The sequence below is a fragment of the Vibrio sp. Vb1026 genome, assembly GCF_033338745.1.
Classification (GTDB): Bacteria; Pseudomonadota; Gammaproteobacteria; order Enterobacterales; family Vibrionaceae; genus Vibrio; species Vibrio alginolyticus.
On record NZ_JAWOTH010000012.1, the window covers coordinates 95,944 to 119,378 of the forward strand.

The 23,435-nt window shown below is 43.9% G+C and carries 21 protein-coding genes; 11 read left to right on the forward strand and 10 right to left on the reverse strand.

The window, feature by feature from the left end:
- Window positions 1-96: 96 nt before the first annotated feature.
- Together exsC and exsE2 are read left to right on the forward strand one after the other, a co-directional pair.
- Window positions 97-543, forward strand: a complete 447-nt coding sequence (gene exsC / locus R7E47_RS17135; RefSeq protein ID WP_005377174.1) for a type III secretion system regulatory chaperone ExsC — start codon at window positions 97-99, stop codon at window positions 541-543.
- An 8-nt stretch (window positions 544-551) separates the two neighbouring features.
- A complete protein-coding gene (gene exsE2 / locus R7E47_RS17140; protein ID WP_005377171.1) occupies window positions 552-857 on the forward strand; it encodes a T3SS regulon translocated regulator ExsE2 in 306 nt (101 codons plus the stop codon).
- A gap of 126 nt (window positions 858-983) precedes the next feature.
- Here exsE2 and R7E47_RS17145 read toward each other — a convergent pair whose 3' ends face one another.
- Window positions 984-2,504, reverse strand: a complete 1,521-nt coding sequence (locus R7E47_RS17145) for an aldehyde dehydrogenase family protein (protein ID WP_005377169.1) — start codon at window positions 2,502-2,504, stop codon at window positions 984-986.
- A gap of 239 nt (window positions 2,505-2,743) precedes the next feature.
- Here R7E47_RS17145 and R7E47_RS17150 point away from each other — a divergent pair, with 239 nt between their 5' ends.
- Window positions 2,744-4,510: a sigma-54-dependent Fis family transcriptional regulator gene (locus R7E47_RS17150; RefSeq protein ID WP_258657490.1), complete on the forward strand. Its 1,767-nt coding sequence runs from the start codon at window positions 2,744-2,746 to the stop codon at window positions 4,508-4,510.
- A gap of 61 nt (window positions 4,511-4,571) precedes the next feature.
- Here R7E47_RS17150 and R7E47_RS17155 read toward each other — a convergent pair whose 3' ends face one another.
- The gene (locus R7E47_RS17155) at window positions 4,572-4,709 is read right to left on the reverse strand and encodes a hypothetical protein (RefSeq protein WP_005377165.1); all 138 of its coding nucleotides are present in this window, start codon (window positions 4,707-4,709) and stop codon (window positions 4,572-4,574) included.
- 577 nt (window positions 4,710-5,286) lie between these two features.
- On the opposite strand from R7E47_RS17155, the gene R7E47_RS17160 reads away from it, so the two are divergent.
- Entirely contained in the window at window positions 5,287-5,490 is a 204-nt protein-coding gene (locus R7E47_RS17160; protein ID WP_318084712.1) for a hypothetical protein, read from the forward strand.
- A 10-nt stretch (window positions 5,491-5,500) separates the two neighbouring features.
- On the opposite strand, the gene R7E47_RS17165 is transcribed toward R7E47_RS17160, so the two are convergent.
- The 4 genes from R7E47_RS17165 to zwf form a co-directional block, all read right to left on the reverse strand.
- Entirely contained in the window at window positions 5,501-6,028 is a 528-nt protein-coding gene (locus R7E47_RS17165; protein WP_033906174.1) for a hypothetical protein, read from the reverse strand.
- A 226-nt stretch (window positions 6,029-6,254) separates the two neighbouring features.
- Complete coding sequence (gene gnd / locus R7E47_RS17170; protein ID WP_005377160.1) at window positions 6,255-7,703, reverse strand: decarboxylating NADP(+)-dependent phosphogluconate dehydrogenase; 1,449 nt, start codon at window positions 7,701-7,703, stop codon at window positions 6,255-6,257.
- A 38-nt stretch (window positions 7,704-7,741) separates the two neighbouring features.
- Window positions 7,742-8,458, reverse strand: a complete 717-nt coding sequence (gene pgl, locus R7E47_RS17175; protein ID WP_005387158.1) for a 6-phosphogluconolactonase — start codon at window positions 8,456-8,458, stop codon at window positions 7,742-7,744.
- On the reverse strand, window positions 8,455-9,957 hold the full coding sequence (gene zwf, locus R7E47_RS17180) for a glucose-6-phosphate dehydrogenase (protein ID WP_017634563.1): 1,503 nt from the start codon (window positions 9,955-9,957) through the stop codon (window positions 8,455-8,457). The genes pgl and zwf overlap by 4 nt, the downstream gene beginning before the upstream one ends.
- A 537-nt stretch (window positions 9,958-10,494) precedes the next feature.
- Between zwf and R7E47_RS17185 the strand changes: the two genes are divergently transcribed.
- Both R7E47_RS17185 and R7E47_RS17190 read left to right on the forward strand, forming a co-directional pair.
- Window positions 10,495-11,460, forward strand: coding sequence for a helix-turn-helix domain-containing protein (locus R7E47_RS17185; protein WP_033906176.1), 966 nt, complete (start codon window positions 10,495-10,497; stop codon window positions 11,458-11,460).
- Window positions 11,461-11,559: 99 nt separating this feature from the next.
- A complete protein-coding gene (locus R7E47_RS17190) occupies window positions 11,560-13,695 on the forward strand; it encodes a TonB-dependent siderophore receptor (protein WP_318084714.1) in 2,136 nt (711 codons plus the stop codon).
- Window positions 13,696-13,786: 91 nt separating this feature from the next.
- Here the strand turns inward: R7E47_RS17190 and R7E47_RS17195 are convergent, their stop codons facing one another.
- Window positions 13,787-14,473 carry a response regulator gene (locus R7E47_RS17195; protein WP_005377133.1) on the reverse strand — a complete coding sequence of 229 codons (687 nt, stop codon included), beginning with the start codon at window positions 14,471-14,473 and terminating at the stop codon, window positions 13,787-13,789.
- The gene (locus tag R7E47_RS17200; protein WP_017634566.1) at window positions 14,470-16,089 is read right to left on the reverse strand and encodes a sensor histidine kinase; all 1,620 of its coding nucleotides are present in this window, start codon (window positions 16,087-16,089) and stop codon (window positions 14,470-14,472) included. Before R7E47_RS17200 ends, R7E47_RS17195 begins: the two co-directional genes overlap by 4 nt.
- Before the next feature lie 476 nt (window positions 16,090-16,565).
- Between R7E47_RS17200 and R7E47_RS17205 the strand changes: the two genes are divergently transcribed.
- The 5 genes from R7E47_RS17205 (at window position 16,566) to R7E47_RS17225 (ending at window position 21,660) form a co-directional block, all read left to right on the forward strand.
- The gene (locus tag R7E47_RS17205) at window positions 16,566-16,793 is read left to right on the forward strand and encodes a hypothetical protein (protein ID WP_005377125.1); all 228 of its coding nucleotides are present in this window, start codon (window positions 16,566-16,568) and stop codon (window positions 16,791-16,793) included.
- 130 nt (window positions 16,794-16,923) lie between these two features.
- On the forward strand, window positions 16,924-18,339 hold the full coding sequence (locus R7E47_RS17210) for a TolC family protein (protein ID WP_318084716.1): 1,416 nt from the start codon (window positions 16,924-16,926) through the stop codon (window positions 18,337-18,339).
- Between the two features lie 3 nt (window positions 18,340-18,342).
- A complete protein-coding gene (locus tag R7E47_RS17215) occupies window positions 18,343-19,323 on the forward strand; it encodes an HlyD family secretion protein (protein ID WP_005377122.1) in 981 nt (326 codons plus the stop codon).
- 22 nt (window positions 19,324-19,345) lie between these two features.
- On the forward strand, window positions 19,346-20,512 hold the full coding sequence (locus R7E47_RS17220) for an ABC transporter permease (RefSeq protein ID WP_262630398.1): 1,167 nt from the start codon (window positions 19,346-19,348) through the stop codon (window positions 20,510-20,512).
- Window positions 20,509-21,660, forward strand: a complete 1,152-nt coding sequence (locus R7E47_RS17225) for an ABC transporter permease (protein ID WP_017634568.1) — start codon at window positions 20,509-20,511, stop codon at window positions 21,658-21,660. Before R7E47_RS17220 ends, R7E47_RS17225 begins: the two co-directional genes overlap by 4 nt.
- A 286-nt stretch (window positions 21,661-21,946) precedes the next feature.
- On the opposite strand, the gene R7E47_RS17230 is transcribed toward R7E47_RS17225, so the two are convergent.
- Both R7E47_RS17230 and R7E47_RS17235 read right to left on the reverse strand, forming a co-directional pair.
- A complete protein-coding gene (locus tag R7E47_RS17230) occupies window positions 21,947-22,855 on the reverse strand; it encodes a LysR family transcriptional regulator (RefSeq protein ID WP_017634569.1) in 909 nt (302 codons plus the stop codon).
- Window positions 22,856-22,997: 142 nt separating this feature from the next.
- A complete protein-coding gene (locus R7E47_RS17235; protein ID WP_025768103.1) occupies window positions 22,998-23,426 on the reverse strand; it encodes a hypothetical protein in 429 nt (142 codons plus the stop codon).
- Window positions 23,427-23,435: the final 9 nt, after the last annotated feature.

The window sequence follows — 23,435 nt, forward strand, 5'->3', positions numbered from 1 at the left end:
AAAAGCCAAAATATAATAACAACCGACTAATATTGATAAACATGAAGAGATACATCTAATATTTTCCTTGATAAAATTTCAAAAGGGACTATTCCTATGTCAGCACGCCAAACTATCGATGAGATTTTGCTAAAGTTTGCTCATCAAATAGGCTTGCCTGCACTGCATCTAACGGAAAATGAAGTAAGCTTAGCCTTTGATGATAATCTAAGGGTGCATATCATCTTTCATCCTGAATCGACAACTCTGCAGCTCGAAGCTGAGATTGTTGGCCTTCAAATTGTAAATTCCGATCTCTATCGCTCTTTCTTGGCTTTTAATTATCACTGGCCTGAGCACCAGTTATTTTTTAGTTTAGATAACCACCGACATGTCCTATGTTTAAACCGACTCATTAACATTAGGCGACTGGATTACGAATATTTTGAAACAGCTTTAGCAGAATTGCTGACGCACAGCGAGTCGTGGGAAGCGTTATTGTCTTCTCATGTAACTATTGATGAGGCACCACCGATGCCACAAACTTTAGACTTGAGAGTTTAGGTGTCTTTATGTCCAATGACATCCAATCCACATACACCAATTCATCGGTTCATGACGTTCAACAAGCGCAGCAAAGTGATGCAGTGCCGCAAGGAACGTTTCATGGCCGTAAAGTCACCCTACTCTCCTCATCAGAAAGCAGTATGACGCGAACAAGCTCTAAAAGAGAGCTTGGTGAATGTTTAAATCAATTTGCCAGTCTCGAATCTTGCAATCGCGTTTTGGACTTTGATCCGCAACTCAATATTGACAAGCAAAACGCCGCCGTAGAAAAGCTTATGGAACGAAAAGTGGCGATAATTCAACGTTCCTGATATCACAATATAAGCAGGTTAAACATCTAAGTTAACCTTCAGCCGACAAGCTCACGCTAATAAAAATCCCCGAAGATTCGGGGTTTTGATTCATACTGCTTTTTCTTTATTAATTACTTAGTTTCACTAGAAGAAGCCTAACGGGTCGATGCTGTAGCTAATCAGCAAGTTCTTAGTATTCTGGTAGTGATCCAGCATCATCTTGTGCGTTTCGCGCCCGATACCCGATTTTTTGTAACCACCGAACGCTGCGTGTGCAGGGTAAGCGTGGTAACAGTTAATCCAGATTCGACCAGCTTCAATATTACGGCCCATACGATATGCGACGTTCGCATCACGTGTCCAAACACCTGCGCCTAAGCCATATTCAGTGTCGTTTGCGATTTCCAACGCTTCAGCCTCATCTTTGAATTTGGTGATAGCAATCACTGGGCCAAAGATTTCTTCTTGGAAGATTCGCATCTTGTTGTGGCCTTCCAACATGGTTGGCTGAATGTAGTACCCCTGGTTGATAGACTCTGGCTGTTCTGACACTCCACCACCAAAGACCACTTTTGCGCCTTCTTCACGGCCGATTTCCAGATAACTTAAAATCTTATCAAACTGTTCTTGAGAAGCCTGAGCACCAACTTGAGTATCGGTATCGAGCGGATTACCTTGTTTAATCAGTTGTGCACGTTCCGTCAGTTTCTCTACAAACTTGTCATAAATCGCTTCATGAACCAGTACGCGAGATGGACAAGTACAAACTTCACCTTGGTTGAAGAAACCAAGTAACGTACCTTCGATACACTTATCAAGATACTCATCTTCGTAATCGAAGATATCTGAGAAGTAGATGTTTGGAGATTTACCACCTAACTCAACTGTCGATGGGATCAAGTTGTCTGCTGCACATTTCAGAATGTGGTTGCCAACTTGCGTAGACCCGGTAAACGCGAGTTTCGCAATGCGGTTGCTGGTTGCTAATGCTTGACCCGCTTCAGAACCATATCCGTTTACAACGTTGATGACACCAGGAGGAAGAAGGTCACCGATTTTTTCCATCAGAACCAGAATGGATGTTGGGGTTTGCTCTGCTGGCTTCAATACCACACAGCAACCCGCCGCTAGTGCCGGTGCTAGTTTCCAAGCCGCCATCAACATTGGGAAGTTCCACGGAATAATTTGACCAACCACACCAATCGGTTCTGGGAAGTGGTAGCTTGCGGTGTGCTCATCCAGTTCTGCCGCACTGCCTTCTTGTGCGCGAATACAGCCAGCGAAGTAACGGAAGTGATCCACTACTAAAGGTAAATCTGCCGCCAAGGTTTCGCGAACTGGTTTGCCGTTTTCCCAAGTTTCTGCAACTGCAAGCTCTTCTAGATGCTGCTCAATACGGTCAGCAATTTTCAGCAAGATGTTCGAACGTTCTGTCACGCTGGTTTTGGCCCATTTTGCTCTGATGTTATGCGCGGCATCCAGTGCTAAATTAATATCTTCCTCGCCGGAGCGAGCAACTTTACAATACGCTTGTCCGTTGATTGGTGAGATATTGTCAAAGTACTCACCACCCGTTGGTTTTACCCATTCCCCACCGATAAAGTTATCGTAATGCGATTTAAAGTTAACAATGGCATTTTCACTACCTGGCTGTGCATAGATCATAACTCTTCCTTTTGTTTCTCGTTCAATGTGTTATTGCAGTGTCGTATCGCACTGTTCACAAAGAGCATTACGCAAGTCACACGCCAACTACACCATACTTGTTGTTAATTAAATGTAAAACTATGATTACCAAGCGATAACAAACCAAGTGAGCGACGTTTGAGCGGATGTATGGTGTAAACACCAATGTTCAAGTGTTCCAAAATGGCACACCCTCACTGTGACAAAATGGTACAGTCATGGAACTTCAACACATTAGCGATAACAATTGGCTTTCAACTTCATGGGTCAGAAGTGAACAAGCGGGTTTAAAACAGCGTCGACGCCCTGAAGATATTCGAGTAACGCCAGCAACGCTCCAAGATAGGCGTCACCAACTCAACTTTTTGCTAGAGGCAGTCACTCAATTTGCGCTCCCTTTGTTTAATCAGCTATTTGCTCATAGCGACAGTCGCTTAATTTTGACGGATTCAGATGGTGTCATCATCGGCAGTTGGGGACAGCCTAGATTTCGTGAGAAGTTGACGGAAATCTCGCTAAGCTCTGGAGCATGCTGGCAAGAAAAGGTCAAAGGCACCAACGCGATTGGTACAGCTTTGGTTGAAGCAAAGCCCGTTTCTGTTATTGGTGATCAGCACTTTATCCAACACCATCGTTTTATTAGCTGTTCGGCTAATCCTATTTTCGATCATCTTGGTAACCTCATTGGCGTATTAGATATTACAAGCGAGCAAAAGAGACATGACTTCTCAACGCAAGTACTAGTACAAAACATGGTCCAGCAAGTGGAGAATCAACTACTTAACTTGATTCCACAAGGGCATATTCGTGTGGATTTAGCGTGCGAAAAAGGTTTACTGAATAGTGGTTGGCAAGGAATTATCATTGCAAATGAAGACGGACAAGTTTTGGCTCACAATCAAGTAGCCTCTCAACTTTTTGCGCAAAAAAGTATCATTGGGCAATCCTTAGACGACATTCTATCCACTCGGGGAAATGAGCACCCTTTCGTTTTCAAAACAAAACCGCTTACCGATAAAGATAGCAAGGTCAAGTCTCGTGCTGTAGCGGCGTCCAATGATCTTCATTATGGCGACTCCGCTGTTGAGCACTGTTGGCAGCAAGCCAATCGCGTCATCGATAAAGACATCAGTTTGTTGATTCTCGGAGAGACTGGTGTTGGCAAAAACGAGTTTGTAAAAGCACTCCATAAAAACAGCCAGAGAAAAACGGGACCGTTAGTTTCCGTCAACTGCGGAGCGCTACCAAAAGATCTGGTTGAATCTGAATTATTTGGCTACGTAGCCGGTGCCTTTACTGGCGCAAACAGCAAAGGCTATCAGGGAAAAATTCGCCAAGCACACAAAGGGATTTTGTTTCTGGATGAAATCGCAGATTTACCCTTGGAAGCTCAAAGCCGCTTGCTCCATGTATTGCAAGATAAAACCGTGCTTCCCGTGGGTTCAAACCAAAGTATTCAAGTCGATACGCAAATCATTGCAGCCACGCATAAAGATCTGGAACATTTGGTCAGCGAAGGATTGTTCCGCCAAGATTTGTATTATCGCCTTAATGGCTTGATCATTGAGCTACCTCGCTTTGAGGAGCGTGAAGATAAACGACAACTGATTGAGAACATTCATCGGCGTCACGCCGAATCTGAACAACAGCTTTGCCCTCACCTACTTTCTCTGATGCTGTCTTACTCATGGCCAGGAAATTTGCGTGAACTCGATAGTTTAATCAAAGTATCCGCCTTAATGGCGCAAGGTGAAGAAATATTGGAACTCACACACGTCCCAGCCCACCTAAGTAAGAAACTCAGCCAAGCTCAAGAAGGGGCAGCATCCGCTGAACCAACTTCAGGACTGCGTGCAACCGTCGAAGATAAGTTGCTCAAAACATATCAAGCCAACCAGGGGAACATTAGCAAAACGTCTCGTATGCTTGGTGTGAGCCGAAATACCATTTACAGAAAGTTGAAAAGCCTTGGCATATTAAGTTAATTCTACGACCTCAGATACAAAAAGAGCACCGTTGCGGTGCTCTTTCTCTTTGAAACCTAGCTTACAGGCCGCCTTGTTGTTGTGCCTGTTTTACTAATGCCTGACGTTGAGTTTCCTTCTCAGAGATCACTTGATTGTCCTTGTGCATTTCCTGTTCCAATTCTGCTGGAATGAAAACAAAGTACTTGTTAAGAGTCATCTTAGAACCTCAATTTGCTGTGTTAATTACCTTCTTGGTCGACGTAAACAAAACCAGAAAAACATGTTTTACTGGATCCTTGTTGCTAGTTTCAAAAAATAAAGGATGTTCATATAGTAAACATCCTCCATGTGGGCGCTAATTATAGGCGTAGTTTAAAGGCTTACCTAGCACTCTTTTTCACCTTTTATGCAATCTGAGTTTCGATCGAAAAACGGGTTTAATTGCCCGTAGTTACTAAGGTATTGTTAAACAGAGAAAAAAGCTTTTACTGTAACTGACGACAGGGATGAGCTTACGAGTGTAGGTTCACTTGCAATTGTGTATCGTAGAGTTCGAATACGATAATAACAGCGCTACATGCCCTTAATCTGCGTAGTTAAAAACTTTGAAGTGATAGACAACCGAAGTCATATCTGTGCAACTCAGTTTAACGATTTGTCTACCAGTTCAATATTTCACCTTTTTTGAGAAATCTTTAGCCACTTTTTTGTGTGAAACGTCCCAAAAGAGCAGACAATTAAAGTGTGGTATATGACCTCAATTGTCTATTCCCACTTAGCTTCGGGAGGCGTTTATGAAAAGTAACAAACTTGGCCATGTAATGTCTTTCAGCAGGATGTTTTCCTTCATTGCATTCTTGACGGCCACATTCGCATGGATTCTCAGCATGTACGCCCTATTTACTGTTTCTTTAGTGACTCTTGTGGTCAGTGCAATTCTCTACCTAAAAGACAGGTTTTATCAAAACAAGAAAACGACCACTGAAAAGAGCGCCTAGGCGCTCTTTTCTATTGGATGTCATTTCCGTGTGACTTGATATAGTTATCAATCCGTTCGAGTTCGTGAAAATAACCATACATACCAATACGATTAATTTCTGGTTCTATACAGTATTTTTCTTCTTTTACCATAGCTTCTACAAACATTCCGCTTGATGCAATTGTGAAAGGTGGACACGCTGAGTAACCATTACTTTCTGCAATATACTTCAATCGCCCAAATTCAAAAATTTGACCTGGAATAGCAACGATAAGGGACAAGACAATTGTTATAGTTATCACTTTAATCGGCACTTTGACTAACTGAGTCATTCGATCAAATAAAATATAGACCAATAATGTAGGGCATAAGAGTAAGCTTGCGATACTTAAAACATATGACGCATCAATGTAGAGCACTTGAAAACCACTACTGAGCTGAAGCGGTAGAGATTCGAAAACGAAATGATGATAAAGGCGATAGATAGAGTAAGTAATCAGTAATATGAACATAAGCAACACGAAAGCTGTGTGAAATGGATGCTTCTGTTGTGTCATTTCTATTACCTTATAGTTGAGGAGACGGCAGAGAGCTGCTTAGCTTCACTCTTCGAAGAGAAATATTAAACTGCTAGCAAATGCATGCTCTCCCATTTCTGAGAAGTGCGTGACGAATCAACGTTTAATGTAACTTTTAAATCTACCAATATCTTACAGACACAAAAAAGGATGCCACTTGGGCATCCCTTTATATCTTTATATTTAGTCGGTTTACTTAAAACGATTACACGTCGTAAGTTGTAGACGCTGTGTCGCCGCCTGTACCAGTCCAGTTAGTGTGGAAGAATTCACCACGTGGACGGTCAATACGCTCATAAGTGTGAGCACCGAAGTAGTCACGTTGAGCTTGAAGCAGGTTCGCTGGTAGACGAGCTGTTGTGTAACCGTCTAGGAAAGATAGCGCAGAAATCGTACATGGCATTGGGATACCAGATTCTAGAGATTTCGCTGCTACTTTACGCCATGCTGCTAGGCTGCCTTGTAGGATGTTTTTGAAGTACTCATCAGAACCTAGGAATGCGATGTCTGGGTTCGCTTCGTACGCATCACGGATGTTGCCTAGGAACGCAGAGCGGATGATACAACCACCACGCCACATTAGGGCTACGTTACCGTAGTTTAGGTCCCAACCGTTCTCGTTCGATGCTTCGCGCATTAGCATGAAGCCTTGAGCGTAAGAGATGATCTTAGAAGCTAGTAGCGCTTGACGTAGTGCATCAACCCACTCTTGCTTGTCGCCTTCAACAGGAGTGATTGTCTTACCGAATAGAGATTCAGCTTCAACACGTTGGTCTTTCAGTGCAGATAGACAACGAGAGAATACAGACTCAGAGATAAGTGTTAGTGGAATACCTAGGTCTAGTGCGTTAATACCAGTCCATTTACCAGTACCTTTTTGGCCTGCTGTGTCTAGGATCTTCTCAACTAGAGGCTCACCGTCTTCATCTTTGTAGCCAAGGATGTCAGCCGTGATTTCAACAAGGTAGCTGTCTAGTTCAGTCTTGTTCCAATCAGCGAATACTGCTTGCATCTCGTCAGCAGACATACCAAGACCGTCTTTCATGAACTGGTAAGCTTCTGTGATAAGCTGCATGTCACCGTATTCGATGCCGTTGTGTACCATCTTAACGAAGTGACCAGCACCATCGTTACCAACCCAGTCACAACATGGCTCACCAGCGTCAGTTTTCGCAGCGATACCTTGGAAGATAGGCTTAACCGCTTCCCATGCTTCAGCAGCACCGCCAGGCATGATAGATGGACCGAAGCGCGCACCTTCTTCACCACCAGATACACCAGTACCGATGAAGTGGATACCTTTTTCACGTAGTGCAGCAACACGACGGTTTGTATCTGGGTAGTTAGTGTTACCACCGTCAATAATGATGTCGCCTTTGTCTAGCAGAGGTACTAGCGCTTCGATGAACTTGTCTACAACGTCACCAGCGCGAACCATCAACATTACTTTACGCGGCGTTTCTAGCTTCTCTACTAGTTCTTCTAGAGAGTATGCACCGATGATGTTCGTGCCTTTTGCTGGACCTTCCAGGAACTCGTCTACTTTAGCAGCAGTACGGTTGTGAGCAACCACTTTAAAGCCGTGATCGTTCATGTTTAGGATAAGGTTTTGACCCATTACTGCTAGGCCAATTACACCGATATCACCTTTCATTGTTTCTCTCCAATTTTATTTCATCGACGAGCAGCGTCTTAAGCAATTTTTGCTGCCGCGTCTAAATCTAAATACCATTCAGTTAGGCCCGATTTCGCTTGAATCTTAGCCGCTGGGTATGGCAGTGCGTGTGCTGGTGAACTGTTAATTTCTTCAACAATGTCCGCTTTTCCTGCACCAAGCACTAAGTAACTAATGCGTTTCGCTGCTTCTAATACGCGTGCGGTTTTCGACACACGAAGTTGGCCCGATTCAGGATGCGACGCCACAAGAGATAGGTTCGCATCATCATAATTCGTTTGGCCAGGGAACAGAGAAGCTGTATGACCATCTGCACCAACGCCTAATAAGATCCAGTCAAACACAGGTGTGCCGTTTTCATTCGGGATTACCTCTGCCATCTCTTTTGCAAAGCGCTCGGCTTCTGCTTTAGGCTCATCTTCGCCACGGATGCGGTGAATGTTTTCTGCAGGAATATTTACTTGGCTAAACAACAATGTGTTCGCTTCACCGTAGTTGCTTTCTGCATCGTCAGGGGCAACACAACGTTCGTCACCCCACCAAAAGTGGAGGTTTTCCCATTGAATGGAGGTTGCGTAAGCCTCTGAAGCCAGTAGTTTAAACAGCATTTTAGGAGTGCTGCCGCCAGAAAGAGAGATGTGAACAGGTCTGCCCATTTCGCTAAACGCTTTCATATCGTTAGCTAGGCTTTCAACTACCTGTTCTGCTGTTTGGTAGATCTTATGGTTGATCATAGTTCACAGTAATCCGTATCTGTTAAGTTTTTACATGGGAAACGCCAAGCGCGGCCATCACGCTGTAACAAGTCATCTGACTCTTTAGGTCCCCAAGTGCCGCATGCGTACCCGAAGAGGGATTGTGGATCTTGCTTAAAATCTAAGATTGGCTGTACGTATTGCCAGCACGCTTCCACCGCATCACTACGTGCAAATAGCGTAGCATCACCATTCAAAGCATCAAGTAGAAGACGCTCGTATGCCGTTAGCATTTGCGTTTCTTGCAGGTCAGCGTAATGGAAGTTCATTTTCACTTCCTTCGCTTCAAAGCCTGCGCCTGGCTCTTTCAAGCCAAAGCTCATTTGAATGCCTTCGTCTGGTTGAATACGAATGATCAGCTTGTTTTCTGGTGCGTTTTGACCAAACACAGGATGCGGTGTTTGTTTAAAGTGGATAACCACCTCAGTAACGCGTGTTGGAAGACGCTTACCAGTACGCACGTAAAATGGCACGCCATTCCAACGCCAGTTGTTGATGTACGCTTTCAAACCGATGTAAGTCTCTGTACGAGAATCGTCTGCAACTCCCGGCTCTTCACGGTAGCCGCGTAGGCTTTGCCCACGGACTTCAGACGCCGTGTATTGGCCTAATACTAGGTCATTGCGCAGAGCGTTTTCGTCTAATGGCTTTAGGCATTGAAGCACTTTTACCACTTCATCACGCATCGAGTCTGCATTGATTTGCGCTGGTGGTTCCATACCTACCATTGCTAATACTTGTAGCAAGTGGTTTTGGAACATGTCGCGCACAGCGCCAGAGTTGTCGTAGTAACCACCACGCTCCTCTACGCCAAGGAATTCTGCGCCTGTGATTTCAACGTAATCAATGAAGTTACGGTTCCAAAGTGGCTCAAACATCGCATTAGAGAAACGAAGCACAAGTAGGTTTTGTACCGTTTCTTTACCTAAGTAATGGTCAATTCGGTAGATTTGATGCTCTTGGAAGTGCTCGTGAATTTCTTTGTCCAGAATACGCGCCGATTCAAGATCATAGCCGAATGGTTTCTCAATGATCAGGCGTTTCCAGCCATCCTCTTCACTGTTAAGACCATGTGCTGCAAGACTTGCAGGGATCACACTGTATAAACTTGGTGGGGTTGCTAAGTAAAAAAGCGTATTGCGTTGCTCGAATTGATATTCGTCCGCAAGTTGGTCTAAGCGAGAAGATAGCTTACCGTAATCTTGTGTGTCAGAAGTATTAATTGCTTGGTAGTGCAGATGGTTAATAAATGCATCAAGCGTTTCTGGCTCAGTCTTTTCCATTTCCTGAAGCGATTTTTTCAGCTTCGCGCGGTAAGACTCATCACTGTATTCAGTGCGACTTACACCCAGAATGGCAAAATTCTCTGGAAGCTGCTTGTTCGCGTAGAGGTGGTATAAAGCAGGAATGAGCTTACGGTACGTAAGGTCACCTGAAGCACCAAAAATAACGATGCTGCTGTTTTCTGGTATTACCATCATCTTTCCCTTAAAAACGAGGTACTTATTGTGTGCCCGGATACGGCTAGAGAATGAGCCAACCCTATCAATGGCACCTCAAAATAGAAAATTGGTCTTACCTATTACGTTGATAGGTAAAGTCTATGGGCCCAAAGAACCTCAAGAAGTTGCATTTCCGATTCTTGGAAACACGACGTATTGAGGTCATTTAAGTCACTTATGTCTCAAAAGTACACACTGTACTCGCTGGAGGAGAGTCCGACACGGGGCAATATTGTCTACGACTATTTGATTTACATCAACACTTGCCAGTGCAAACGTTTAAATAAGTTGCACAAAACGTCATAAGCGATTGTATTTTATTGATAAAAAAAGTTTCATCTGAACGCTCCAAAATTTAAGCAAAAACTCTAATATGGACAATAATTACTCATCCTTGCAATCCATTACAGTTTTATCGTGATCTGTGTTACTTACTTTTTATTTCATCATCCTATTGATAATGATACTCAATTAAAGATAATGAAATCACTATTAATGTGAAAGTAGAACGCCATGAAATCAAGCGCCATTAACCCACATCCCATAAACCGAATACAATCGGTGCTTGACTACATTCACACCAACTTAGACAGCACTCTGAGCGTAGATGAAATATCGAAAGCAAGTTGTTGGTCGCGCTGGCAACTGCAACGCGTATTTCAACAACACACTGGCGTATCCGTCGCTCACTACATCAGAGAGCTTAAACTTAGCCTTGCGGCTGAGCGCTTAATCCATACTTCTGACCGCTCGTTAGATATAGCGATAGAAATGGGATTTACATCTGAACACGCATTTAGCCGTGCGTTCAGGAATATGTTTTCAAAAAGCCCCCGCGAATATCGAAAAACGCAACAACTCTCCGGGTTGAGGCAACCTTTGACGCTGCGTAAGACACCAGAAGAAGAGAAAAAACATCAGCGCTTTATTGAAGTTCGAATAGAAACAAAACCGGCTTTTGAACTTGCTGGTTATCATGAACCTATTCACGGATTGTTTTCCGCTACGCCCGATTTCCAATCCAAAGTACCGTCACTTTGGTCACGTCTTTATTCATCTGAAAACCTTAACAATTCGGAAAGTAGTTACTTTGGCGTGATTGATGTGACTCAAGCGTATTCAAACAACCAACAACTTGAGTATTGGGCAGGTTATGAGTGCAGTCCAACAGCAAACGCACCAAGATCAACGAACTCTTCCAACTCGGGGTTAGACCTCTTGGCTGTTCCTGAGCAAACCTACGCCGTCATTACACACATAGGCAAAGCATCAGAGCTCGCCTCAACGCTAGAATGGTTTATTTTACATTGGCTACCCTACTCTAATTATCATGCTATCGATGGTTATGAGTTAGAGCTTTATCCAGAAGGTTATGATGTTGATAGCGAACAAGCACAAATGCAGTATTGGATTCCTGTCGAGCCAAACGACGCGCTATCTTTAAAACCTAAGAACAGAAGAATAAGTTCCAAAGATTAGTGTTTTGCACCAAATTGTTAACTTTTCCTATTTCTTTGAATATAGAATACAAATAACAATCATTATCAATAAATAGAAAAAGTAGTGGAATTTATAAATATGGAAAGTCCGATTCGATTTCATCGTTCAGCGGTTGCTATCGTCGTATCCGCATTGCTCGCTGGCCACGCCAATGCAACTGAGAGCATATCCCAACACGAAACGATTACGGTGCTAGGAGAAACATACCGAAACACCGCAACTAAAACCGTTTTAGAACCGGAGGAAACACCGCAAGCGATCACGGTAATCACTAAAGATGACATGGACCTACGCGGCGTAAACTCGGTGAGCGAAGCATTGCGTTATGCGCCTGGCGTAAATACAGAATTGCGTGGTGGTGCCGTTTCCCGACTTGACCTATTCAATATTCGTGGTTTTATTAACTACACCAACTTTTATGATGGTCTTCCTTTGCTGTACAACGGTTGGAACCTTCAACCGCAGGTCGATTCCGTTGCTCTTGAGCAAATCGAGGTTTTTAAAGGGCCAACGTCTGTTCTTTACGGCAATATTCCACCAGGAGGTATGGTCAACATTATCGCCAAGGCGCCTCAGTCAACACCCTCGCACTCTGTCTCGATTAGTACAGGGACTAACAGCCTAAAAGAACTGACGTTCGACACCACAGGACAAATTGGTGATTCTAATGTTGATTACCGTATCGTCGGCCTGGCAAAACAGCGAGATGGTCAAGCCGATACGTCTGAAGACGAACGTTATGTACTCGCCCCATCTTTCAATTGGCAAGCGACAGAAAGCACATTAGTGAACGTGAATGTTTACTATCAAAATGATCCATCAGCAGGTATCTACACGACTGTGCCTGCATCTGGCTCAGTGATTAAAAACCCACTTGGCTCGATGTCACCAAGCACCTATTTGGGGGATGAGGACTGGAACACTTACGAACGCGAAGTTCTGATGATGGGTTACAAAGTCCAACACGACTTTAACAACAATTGGCAATTTCTACAGAATGCCCGCTACATGACCGCCGATGCCTATCAGGAAAACACATATAACGGTGCACTTGAAGCGGATAACCGTACCGTTGGTCGAAATGCCTATTTAACCGATGAAAAGTCCAAATCCTTTGTGATTGACAACCAACTATCGGGCTACGTTAAAACAGGAAATTTTGAACATAACTTATTGTTCGGGCTTGATTATCAGTATCTAGATTCAGATGTAAAATACAAAGACACGCTTGGGTATTCGCTAACTCAGGACATTTTTAATCCTGACCACAACAGCATTGATCGTAATGCACTGAATTTCCAATACAAACAAAACTTGGATATCAAAACGAAGCAGATTGGCGTTTATTTCCAAGATCAAGTTCGTTACGACCAACTTGTAATGATTGCAGGTCTTCGTTGGGATAAATACGATTCAAATACAGACGCCGTTAGCGATTATCTAGGAACAGTATCCAAGAGCAAGGAAGAGTTAGACGATACCAACGTATCTTTCCGAGTCGGTGGTTTGTATGAGCTAGACTTTGGTCTCTCGCCATACCTTACTTACTCGGAAAGTTTTGAGCCAATTGCGGGTGCCGACTCTTCTGGTAAAGCATTTGAGCCATCAACCGGTCATCAATGGGAGTTAGGCTTTAAATACGCACCATTATCTGGTGATATCTCAGGTAGCTTAGCACTCTTCCATATTACGAAGAAAAACGCGATCTTGACCGATCCGAATAATCCATATGCACCGAACTATCAAGCGGGCGAAGTGGTATCACAAGGTATTGAACTTGAGGCAAAATGGCAAGCCACAGCACAAGCTGATTTCACTCTAGGCTATACATATACCGATATGGAGATTACCGAGGACAGTTATTACAACCAAGAAGGTAAAACGCCGGTTTGGGTACCTGAGCAAACGGCCTCTCTATGGGCAAATTACTTCTTTGAAGGAAATCTTTCAGGCCTTCGTACCAGTGCTGGCGTTCGCTATGTCGGAGAAGCACAAATTGATGCACAGAATAGTCAAAAAGTACCGGACTACACCTTGTTTGATTTGGCAGCAAGTTACGATTTCTCAACGGTATCTGAATCAATGAAAGGGGCTAGCGTCACGCTTTCTGCAAGCAATCTATTCGATAAAGAATACTATTCTTGTTACGACAAAAATAACTGTTGGTTTGGCGCTGAGCGCTCTATCGAAGCGAAGTTAGAATACAACTTCTAACCTCTTAGAGCGGAACAGCCGTAATTTGTAAAGCGATGGTTTCTACAATAAGCCATCGCTTTTTATTTTGCATAGAGCATCAATATAAACGCTACCGTGTCACTTTTTTATAGCACCTTTCCGGCCTACCTACCGACCCATAGTTTAAATCAGCCTCTAGTTCACCTGTGCTGATCAGATACTCCAAATAGCGCCTCGCCGTTGTTCGGCTCGCGCCGATCTTTTCGCCTGCCTCATCAGCGGTCAGCGCACTGCCATTTGGGAACAACTCTCTGATCTTGTCTAGGGTTACACCATCAATCCCTTTTGGTAATCGGTTCGGCAAGTTGTCTTGATTGGCATGAGACTGCAGCATTTTATCAACGAGGTTCTGATCCAAACTCTCTACGATGTCTAGTTGTTGGCGTTGGGACACATACTTTTTCAGTGCGGCATCTAAGCGTGGAAACATCACTGGTTTTAACAGGTAATCGACAACGCCACCCCTCATCGCCTGTTGTAATGTATCGACATCCCTTGCGGCTGTAATCAAAATGACATCACACGTTTGGTTACTTGCACGCAGTGTATTTAGTATCTCAAGCCCTGTGCCATCGGGAAGATAGACATCCATCAATAGTAAATCTGGCTTAAGAATGTCGAGTTGCATTTCTGCTTCCATTCTCGTGGTCGCAATTCCAACCACTTCCAAACCTGTCAGTTGGCTTAAGTATTTGTGGTGCAGCTCAGCAATAGCCAGATCATCTTCAATGATCATTACGCGAGTCGCCATACTCATAATTGTTCTTCCTTGGGTAAGTACACCGTTATTCTTGTCCCATAATTTGTATTGGGTATCATCTCAACATGGCCGTGATATCGAGTAGCAAGCTGATTGACAAGGTGTAACCCAACACCTCGATTTTGACGAGATTTCGTCGAAACGCCTTTTGTAAATAATGTTTGTGGATCCATTGTTTTTGGGAGGCCACAGCCATGATCTATCACCTCAAGTATCACTTCATTTCCGTAATCGCTAACGGACACATCAATGTTTCTGCGTTCTGACGCAACATTTGATTCATCGCGAATTGAAGTTAACGTGGCATCGAAAGCGTTATCAATCAAATTACCCAAAATTGTGACTAGGTCTTCCGAATTTAGCCACTCAGGCAGGGGCTCCAGACGACTGCCTTCCTCAACCACCAGTTGTAAGCCTAACTCGCGAGCACGTTCAGTTTTTCCAAGCAACATACCTGCAATTAGCGGGTCCTTAACGGTATCTCTTAAAAACTCAATCATTGCTTGATAGTGTGCGGTTTCTTGTCCAATTAACTTTTGCACCGCATCAAGTTCACCCATTTGTACTAGCCCACTAATGGTGTTGAGCTTATTGCGATGCTCATGGGTCTGCGAACGTAACAAATCTGCATATTCCTTGGTTTGTGATAGCTGCTCGGTTAGATCATTGATTTCATCCCTTAAACGGAAACTCGATACCGCCCCCACGATTTTTCCATCAACATAAATTGGAGAGCGATTTGCAATCAGGCGCTTATGATTAAGGAATATTTCAATATCATGATCTTCCTGCCCGCTTTCTAACACTGTATATAGATCGCTATCACGCAGCGTATCAGTCAAAGGTTTATTGAGCGCTGATTCTCTATCAATACCGAGAATCTGGCAGGCACTACGATTTATCGAGCGAAGTATCCCTTGGGCATCAATGCTTAACACGCCCTCTTTGATAGTGCTCATCGTCACTTCTAATTCGCCGTACAACCGCCCTATCTCTTCAGGCTCAAAGCCTAAAATGGCGCGCTGAAACTTTCTCGACGCATAATTGGATACAACGGCATTAGCGACGACAACTACGATGACCATTAAAATCAAAAAGGCCAAAAATGGTTCGATGCGGTCTTGCAGTCGGTCGAGCAAATAGCCAACTGAAACCACACCAATAATGTTCCCTTGCTCGTCAAAAATCGCAGCTTTACCACGAACTGAATAACCTAACGAGCCCTGTGCCGTCGAAACATAAGACAACCCCTGTTCTAGCGCTCGACGATTGTCGCCACCTCTCATTGGCTTGCCCAACCGCTCATCAACAGGGTGGATTAAGCGTACTCCCTTATGGTCGCCAATAACGATGAATGCAGCACCTATGGCTTCGGTTAATTCTCTAAAGCGAAGTTGGTATGGCTGGGGGTTTTGGGTTTCGATCATTTCACGAACAACCGCTGAGTCCGCTAAAAAACGGGCAACACCCAGTGCTTTTTCTCCCATTTCTTGCTCTTGATTGATTTTGAGATAAGTGAACCCTGCGGCGACAAGCAATAACAGCTCTATCAACCCCGATAGCGTCATGATAATGAGCATCCGCTTACGAAAGCTGATGGTTTTCCAACTCATTGATACATCCTTGTGATTCACTCTTGAGCGTAACGTTAACACTCAGTTAACAGCATGACGTTGTCGCGGTGATAAATCTGTGAGGAAGGCAAGCAAACCGCAGAGTTTACGGTTAATTAATCGACGAGCTGAAACATAAAATTACAACCATTCACCAAATTTAGCATTCCTCTCTGATACTCAATTCCATACATAAATTGCCCTTAAAATCATGATCGTGATCACATCGATTTTAGCGGTTTTTGAGGCGTTTTTAGACTTTACAACGTATAATTTTTAATCAACGAAACCAATGAGAGTTTCGGTTTGAAAGCAGTGAAGCTGGAAGTCTATTAAAAGCTCAACATTGATGTCAGTGGTTTGGACACAAATAAAACAAAATACAAATACTGACTATATGACAAACACTTAGACACCATCTGAAAACTGGAAAACTATAAACAGAGGTGCATTTATAGTTAGAAGGAACACCAAACATGGAACGCGATACCTTTGGAATATGCCTGAATAAGGCGATGCTGTCAGAGAATATGTATTCAACATTTACACACGTCAGGGCTTATGAAAAAAACGGAGGCGGTACTTCTGATCTCAAAGTCCTGTTATCGTTCCCTCAAATGAGTGGAAAAGATCTATTGAATACGATGCGAGGTTCTCGTCAGCTCGAGTGGAGAGCGGAGTTTCACTGTCCATATACGAAATAAATTTGTAACATCTCCCGCGCCCAGCACAAATATAACTGGGCGCATACTACTGCCCAATTTTCCCTCCTACTTAACACGCAGTTACGAATCCTTTATATTAGAGCTAATACTCTACGACAAAGCAGCCATTATGAAAAAAACAGGAAAGTTTTGGATACTGGGCTTACTTAGCAGCTCGATTTCCCTTACCTGTCATGCGGCACCGGTCACTTTTGATACCGCATGGCAGCTATTGCTAGAAAACAACTATTCTCTTAAAGCTCAACGCTCAAACGTCGAGAACTACCAATACCAAGAGAGTGCCACCAGCAATCTCAACTTACCTCAGGTTACTATTGGCGCGAATTACACGCGTTTAGATACCGATATCACGCTGTCGGGAAAACAGATCCTAGACAGCACAGAAGCACACATTAACGTACCTCCTGCTTTTCAGCCTATTTTTGGTGCCTTAGCTAATACCACTTCGACCATAACCGAGCGCGATATTTTCTCTTCGTCTATTCGTGCCATTTGGCCAATTTTTACTGGTGGTCGAATTTCTGCGGCTCAATCAGCAGCAGAAGGCAAAACGGATGAGGCGAAAAGTCAGCTTTTAATGGAACAACAAGCGCGTTTTGAAGATTTATCGAAGTACTACTTTTCTGTCGTACTGGCAAAGGAAGTACTCGCAACGCGGCAAGCGGTTGAAGCAGGGCTAAAAAAGCATCGAGATTTTGCCATTAAGCTTGAAGAGCAAGGACAAATCGCGCACGTTGAGCGCCTGCAAGCCGAGGCTTCTTTAGATAAAGCATCCGTAGAAACACGTAAAGCTGCCAGCGATTTGAGTATCGCTCAGGCTGCATTAGGTAAATTACTCGCACAAGATGATGCCGTAGAGCCCGCTGAATCTTTGTTTATCAACGACAGTCTTCCCCCTCTTAGCGCTTTTGTCGATCAAACGTTGCTTACCTATCCGGGGTTAGAACTTCTGAGCGCTAAACACAAACAAGCCTCTAGCTTAATCAAAGCAGAAAAAGGGAAATACTACCCTGAAGTTTATCTTTACGGCGACTACAGCTTGTATGAAGACGATTCTCTCGCAAGCCAAATGAAGCCAGACTGGTTAGTTGGTGTTGGTGTCAGCATTCCACTGATTGAATCATCAGGGCGAAGCGAAAAAGTCAAAGCCGCTCAAAGCGTCGTCTCGCAGGTCGACTCATTAAAGTCCCAAGCCAAACAAGACTTATCGCTGTTAGTCCAAAAGACATACTTGGAGGCTCAGCAAGCCATTGATGAAGTACAAGGGCTCGCATCTAGCATTGAACTCGCTAACGAAAACCTGCGCTTGCGTGAAAAAGCATTTACTCAGGGTCTGTCGTCTTCTCTGGATGTTGTGGATGCACAACTTTATGTCGCGAGTATAGAAACACAACGTTCAGCGGCGCGTTTCCGCTATTTAATATCTTTAACCAAGCTACTCGCATTGAGCAGTGAAATAAACAGCTTCGAACAATATCAAAATACCGCTTATATCCCTGCTTCAACATCCAAAGAGGTGAAATAAATCATGGCAGCTAAATCACTAAAACCCGTTTTACTCTCACTTTGTGCTTTGGGTGTTGCCTCTTGGGTTGGGTATCAATTTTACCAAGCCTATCAACCAGAACCGATCCGCTTACAGGGATTAATTGAAGCCCAGCAATACAGCATTTCCTCAAAAGTCCCAGGGCGTATTGATGAGGTAATGGTACGTAAAGGCGACGATGTAGAGAAAGGTCAGCTTATTTTTACCCTTCATAGTCCTGAAATTGAAGCGAAGTTAGAACAAGCAAAAGCAGGTGAAAAAGCGGCGGACGCCTTAGCTCAAGAAGCTGAGAAAGGCGCACGTGAGCAACAAATCCAAGCAGCAAAAGATCAGTGGATGAAAGCCAAAGCCGCTGCGAATTTAATGGAAAAAACCTACAATCGTGTGAATAACCTTTATAACGATGGCGTGGTTGCAGAACAAAAACGCGATGAAGCTTTAACTCAATGGCAAGCAGCGAAATACACAGAAAGTGCCGCGTTTCAAATGTACGAAATGGCAAAAGAAGGCGCTAGAAGTGAAACCAAAGTGGCTGCGGCGGAAAAAGCGCGCATGGCATCAGGTGCCGTAGCCGAAGTAGAAGCGTACGCGAAAGATACTCAGATCTACAGCTGGTTCGACGGCGAAGTCTCTCAAGTTCTACTTCAAAGTGGTGAATTAGCACCTCAGGGCTTCCCGGTTGTTACTGTGATAGATACAGAAGATGCCTGGGCGACACTTAATGTGCGTGAAGATTACCTTCAACACTTTAAAAAAGGAGCAACCTTTGATGCCTATTTGCCTGCCTTAAACAAAAATGTTGAGTTCAAAGTAACGCATGTTGCCGTTATGGGTGACTTTGCAACGTGGAGAGCAACCGATGCTTCTCAAGGTTTTGATCTTCGTACCTTTGAAGTAGAAGCTCGTCCAGCTCAACCCGAACCTGAACTGCGTATGGGAATGAGTGTTGTCGTTGAACTTTAATCACAACCACTAGGTTAATGCTATGACGATTAAGATTTCACAGCGGCATATCTTACGACGAGACAAGTGGTTGCTTTCGTGCCTTACTTGGATACCGATTTTGCTCGCGATGATGATTTGGGGAGTGTTCTCTGCGGGCATTGCCCGGGATCTGCCAATCGGTGTGGTTGATCTACAACATTCCCAACTTTCTCGAAAGCTCATTCAATCTTTGGATGCGTCGTCGAGTCTGGCTGTTAACTATCACTACACCAGTACAAGCGAAGCAAAAAATGCGATGATTGAAGGCGATATCTACGCTTACGCGGTCATCCCATCTAAGTTCGACCAAGATATTCTCCAACACCGCCAACCTCAACTTTCTGTCTTTTACAACAGTCAGTACATTTTGGTAGCGAAACTGATCAACTCTGCCGTTGCGCAAGCACAAGGCTATTTCGACGCTCAGGTTGAAGTAATGGGAAACTTGGCTAAGGGTAACACCACAACGTTAGCAGCGGCTGGACAAGCTGTACCCGTGTCGACACAAATAACCGCATTATTTAACCGTAACAATAACTACGCACAATTTTTGGTAACGGCTATCGTGCCAGCCATTTGGCAAATATGTATTGTAGTAAGCACTATTTTGATTCTTGCCGCGCACTTTCGCATTTATGGTGGAAAGAATGGATTTGCATTTTTGGGCGAAAAGCCATACGCCAGGCTCACTACCCTATTAAGTCAGTACATTCCGGTCTTTATGGCGCAAGGTGCGTTGTTCTTGTACTGGTTTTATTCCGTGCTTGATTGGCCAATGGAAGGCAGTTTTGTGGTTATGCTACTAGCACAATTGGCGACGGTTATCGCCTGTATCATTATGGGAGCGTTGTTCTTCTTCTTGTCGATGGATCCTGCACGTGCGATGAGTTTTGCTGGCGCATTTACGGCTCCAAGCTTCGCGTTCATGGGAATTACATTCCCAGTTTCTGACATGAACACGCTCGCTTATGCATGGCGTTCATTATTGCCGATTACCCATTACATTGAAGTACAAGTCAGTCAAGCAAGCTATGGAGCATCGGCCGCGCAATCTTTAAGCTCGCTATGGCCTATGATTGGTTACGTTATGCCTCTGCTCATTACCGCAGCCTTGATGGGTAAACATCGAACAGCTTCATCAACACGCCAAGCGAAGGAGGCGGTATGACATTGTGGCAACTGATTAAAGCGGAACTTAAGGCCGTTCTAACCAATCCAGTCGTTACGTTGACCGTGTTTGGTGGTGTCGTATTTTACTCGTTTTTATACCCTTTGCCTTATGCACAACAAACGCCTCGTGAACAAACAATCGCGATTGTTAATCTAGATGGTAGTCAGACGAGTTTAAAGCTGGAACGTATGGTTGATGCCACCCCACAAGTCAACGTAGTCACTCGACTTCATACGATTGCCGATGCAAAGCAAGCATTTTTACAACGAGAGATCACCGGTTTTTTAGTCATACCAGAACACTTTTACAAAGACCTAATGCTAGGTAAAAGCCCGACTCTGGCCTACGCTGCGGACGCCTCGTATTTTCTCGTGTACGGAACCGTGGTAGAAGGATTGGCCCAAGCGGGAGGCACATTAGGGGCCCAAGTGAAAGTCAGTAAAATGGTGATAGATGGTGTGCCCATGAGTATGGCTAGCCATAATTACTCTGCTATTAAGCTTAATATGAAACCGACGTTCAACCCAACCATGGGTTACATCGAATACGTAGTGCCGGCAGTATTTGTTCTGATTTTACAACAAACGTTGATCATGGCGGTTGGATTGCAAACGGGAACACAGCGTCATGGTCGTGGCTATTGGTCACAAGTATCAACGGGATCGCTGCTGCTTGCGAGAACGTTAGTATTTGTGGCAATTTATTATTTACTCGGCGCCTATTATTTTGGTTTTAGCTTCGAACGCTTAAACGTAAACCATATCGCCAATGCGGGCGAATTGCTGGCTATGTTGTTCCCGTTCTTTTTAGGTTGTTGCGGACTAGGCTTCTGGCTAGGTTACTTATTACCTCGGCGTGAACTTGTCACCTTAGTCGTCTTAGTGAGCTCTATGCCGCTCATTTTCTTGGCTGGTTTTATTTGGCCGATTGAAGCCATACCTACTCCCTTACTATGGATTGCTGATTTAAGCCCAAGCACTTGGGCGATAAAAGCTTTCTTAGCGCTAAACCAAATGGGGGCAACCTGGCAACAAGTCGCTCTACATTGGACGGCACTTTGGGCACTCACTGTGCTTTGGGGTAGCGTTGCGTACTGGATTGCTAAGCGAAGTAACAAGCCAGTTGTAACAGAGAGCTTGGGGTGACAGCTGACATTTTCTATTACTATAAAAAAAGCCGGGTAACTAAACCCGGCTGAAAATCTGCGTCCTTGCAGCGGACATATGGTAAAAACACTTTTTGCTCTGGGCTTACCCATTGAGCGAGATTAGATTAAGCCAAAAAGTATGGATTCCATACTCTCATATAGAGGGTCATATCCTTCCAATAGACATTAGTCTTCGCTAGAAAGATAACGTTTTTCAGACACAAAAAAACAAGACTCACATTGAGTCTTGTTGTTGATAGGGATGAGCAGGATACATGTCGCCGCTAAGTCATATCACGGATTATTTTCTCTCGGTATTCTGTAACGACCTTCATGATTGAATTTTTTACATCACCGACTTGCTTAGAGGGTTGGCACCATAGGCCAAAACCAAACTTAAAACCTTCCAATAATTCAGAAGCTTCCACTGGCTCTATATGATTATTAGAAAACTCCGAATGGGCAAACGTTCTGGGGAGAATCGCCCATCCTAAACCTGCTTCAACCATTTTCACTACAAGGGCCAATTGGTCGACCTCTTCATGGTTCGAACTTACGATGACTTTTTCGCCCATTCCCTCTTCAATAAGAGACCGCAGTACAAATTGTTTACTATTCCTCAAGGCTGTCAATACTCGATCTGGTGCCATAGAAGCGAGTTCACCACCTTTCTGGACGAAAGGAACAAATTCAAAATGACCTAAAAACGTCGCATCCAGACTATGTATTGCTCGACTATCATGCACATTGACAATACCGAATTGATAATCACCATTCTGTAAACCCTCTTTAATTTCGTTGCGATTACGAACAAGAAAGTTAACTCGCATCATCGGAAAATCTGCTGCTAATTGAATACGAAGCAATACAAGAAAACGGTGTGGTATAGCGCTTGAATAGGCGATACTAACATTCTCTAACCCACCGTAAGCCAGACTTAATGCGACTTTATCGAAAGTACGTGCTTGTTCGATGGTTTGCTTAGCATAGTGGTAAAGAAGATGACCATCTTCTGTCGGTTCTACCGAGCGCCCCACTCGCTCAAACAGGTTGACCGCCAGTTGGTCTTCAAGATTGGTAATCACCTGCCCTATTGTGGTTCGGTGCTTATTGAGTTTGACCGCCGCCTTACTAAACGAAAGCTGTTCATAAACGGTTACGAACGCGAGAAGTTGTTCAAAACTAAAATTCATAGGTTGTGCTTACTTTTTAGAGTTATCTAATTAAATTACCACAAGATCGTAGAATTGCTACTTGGTAACGGAAACAATCTGCGTTTGAATTCCTTCTCGACGACACAAAAAAACCTACTAGCTTCAGTAGGTTTTCTCTAACTTAGTTGTACTCAACGACACGAGCTAAATAGTTGAATTCTCCTGAGTCACCATGGTAATCGCGGTAGACATCGACACTGAAATATTTAGGTTGATCAGCGTAAATGTGGTCAACGACTTTTTGCTCAAGTGACTCCAACGTTTCACCGACCTGAGAGTACACGAACTGCTTGTTCACTTTTTCCAATTTACGTTTTTTCGCTTCTTTGTGTGACACATAGTTATTGATCTCTTCCCACTTTCCCACGAACTCGACCGCCACGTAACTCGAGTTCTCGTCAATCATGATAAAGGCTGCACCTTCTTCTTTGATTGCAGACAGTTGCTGCATATCACTATCCACTTTTTGCTGGTCAAGATGGGCTCCACTTTGGGCGAATGCAGTCGCGGAAGCGGTAAGTATCATGAGTGTAAGAACGGCTTTTTTCATTGTATCGTT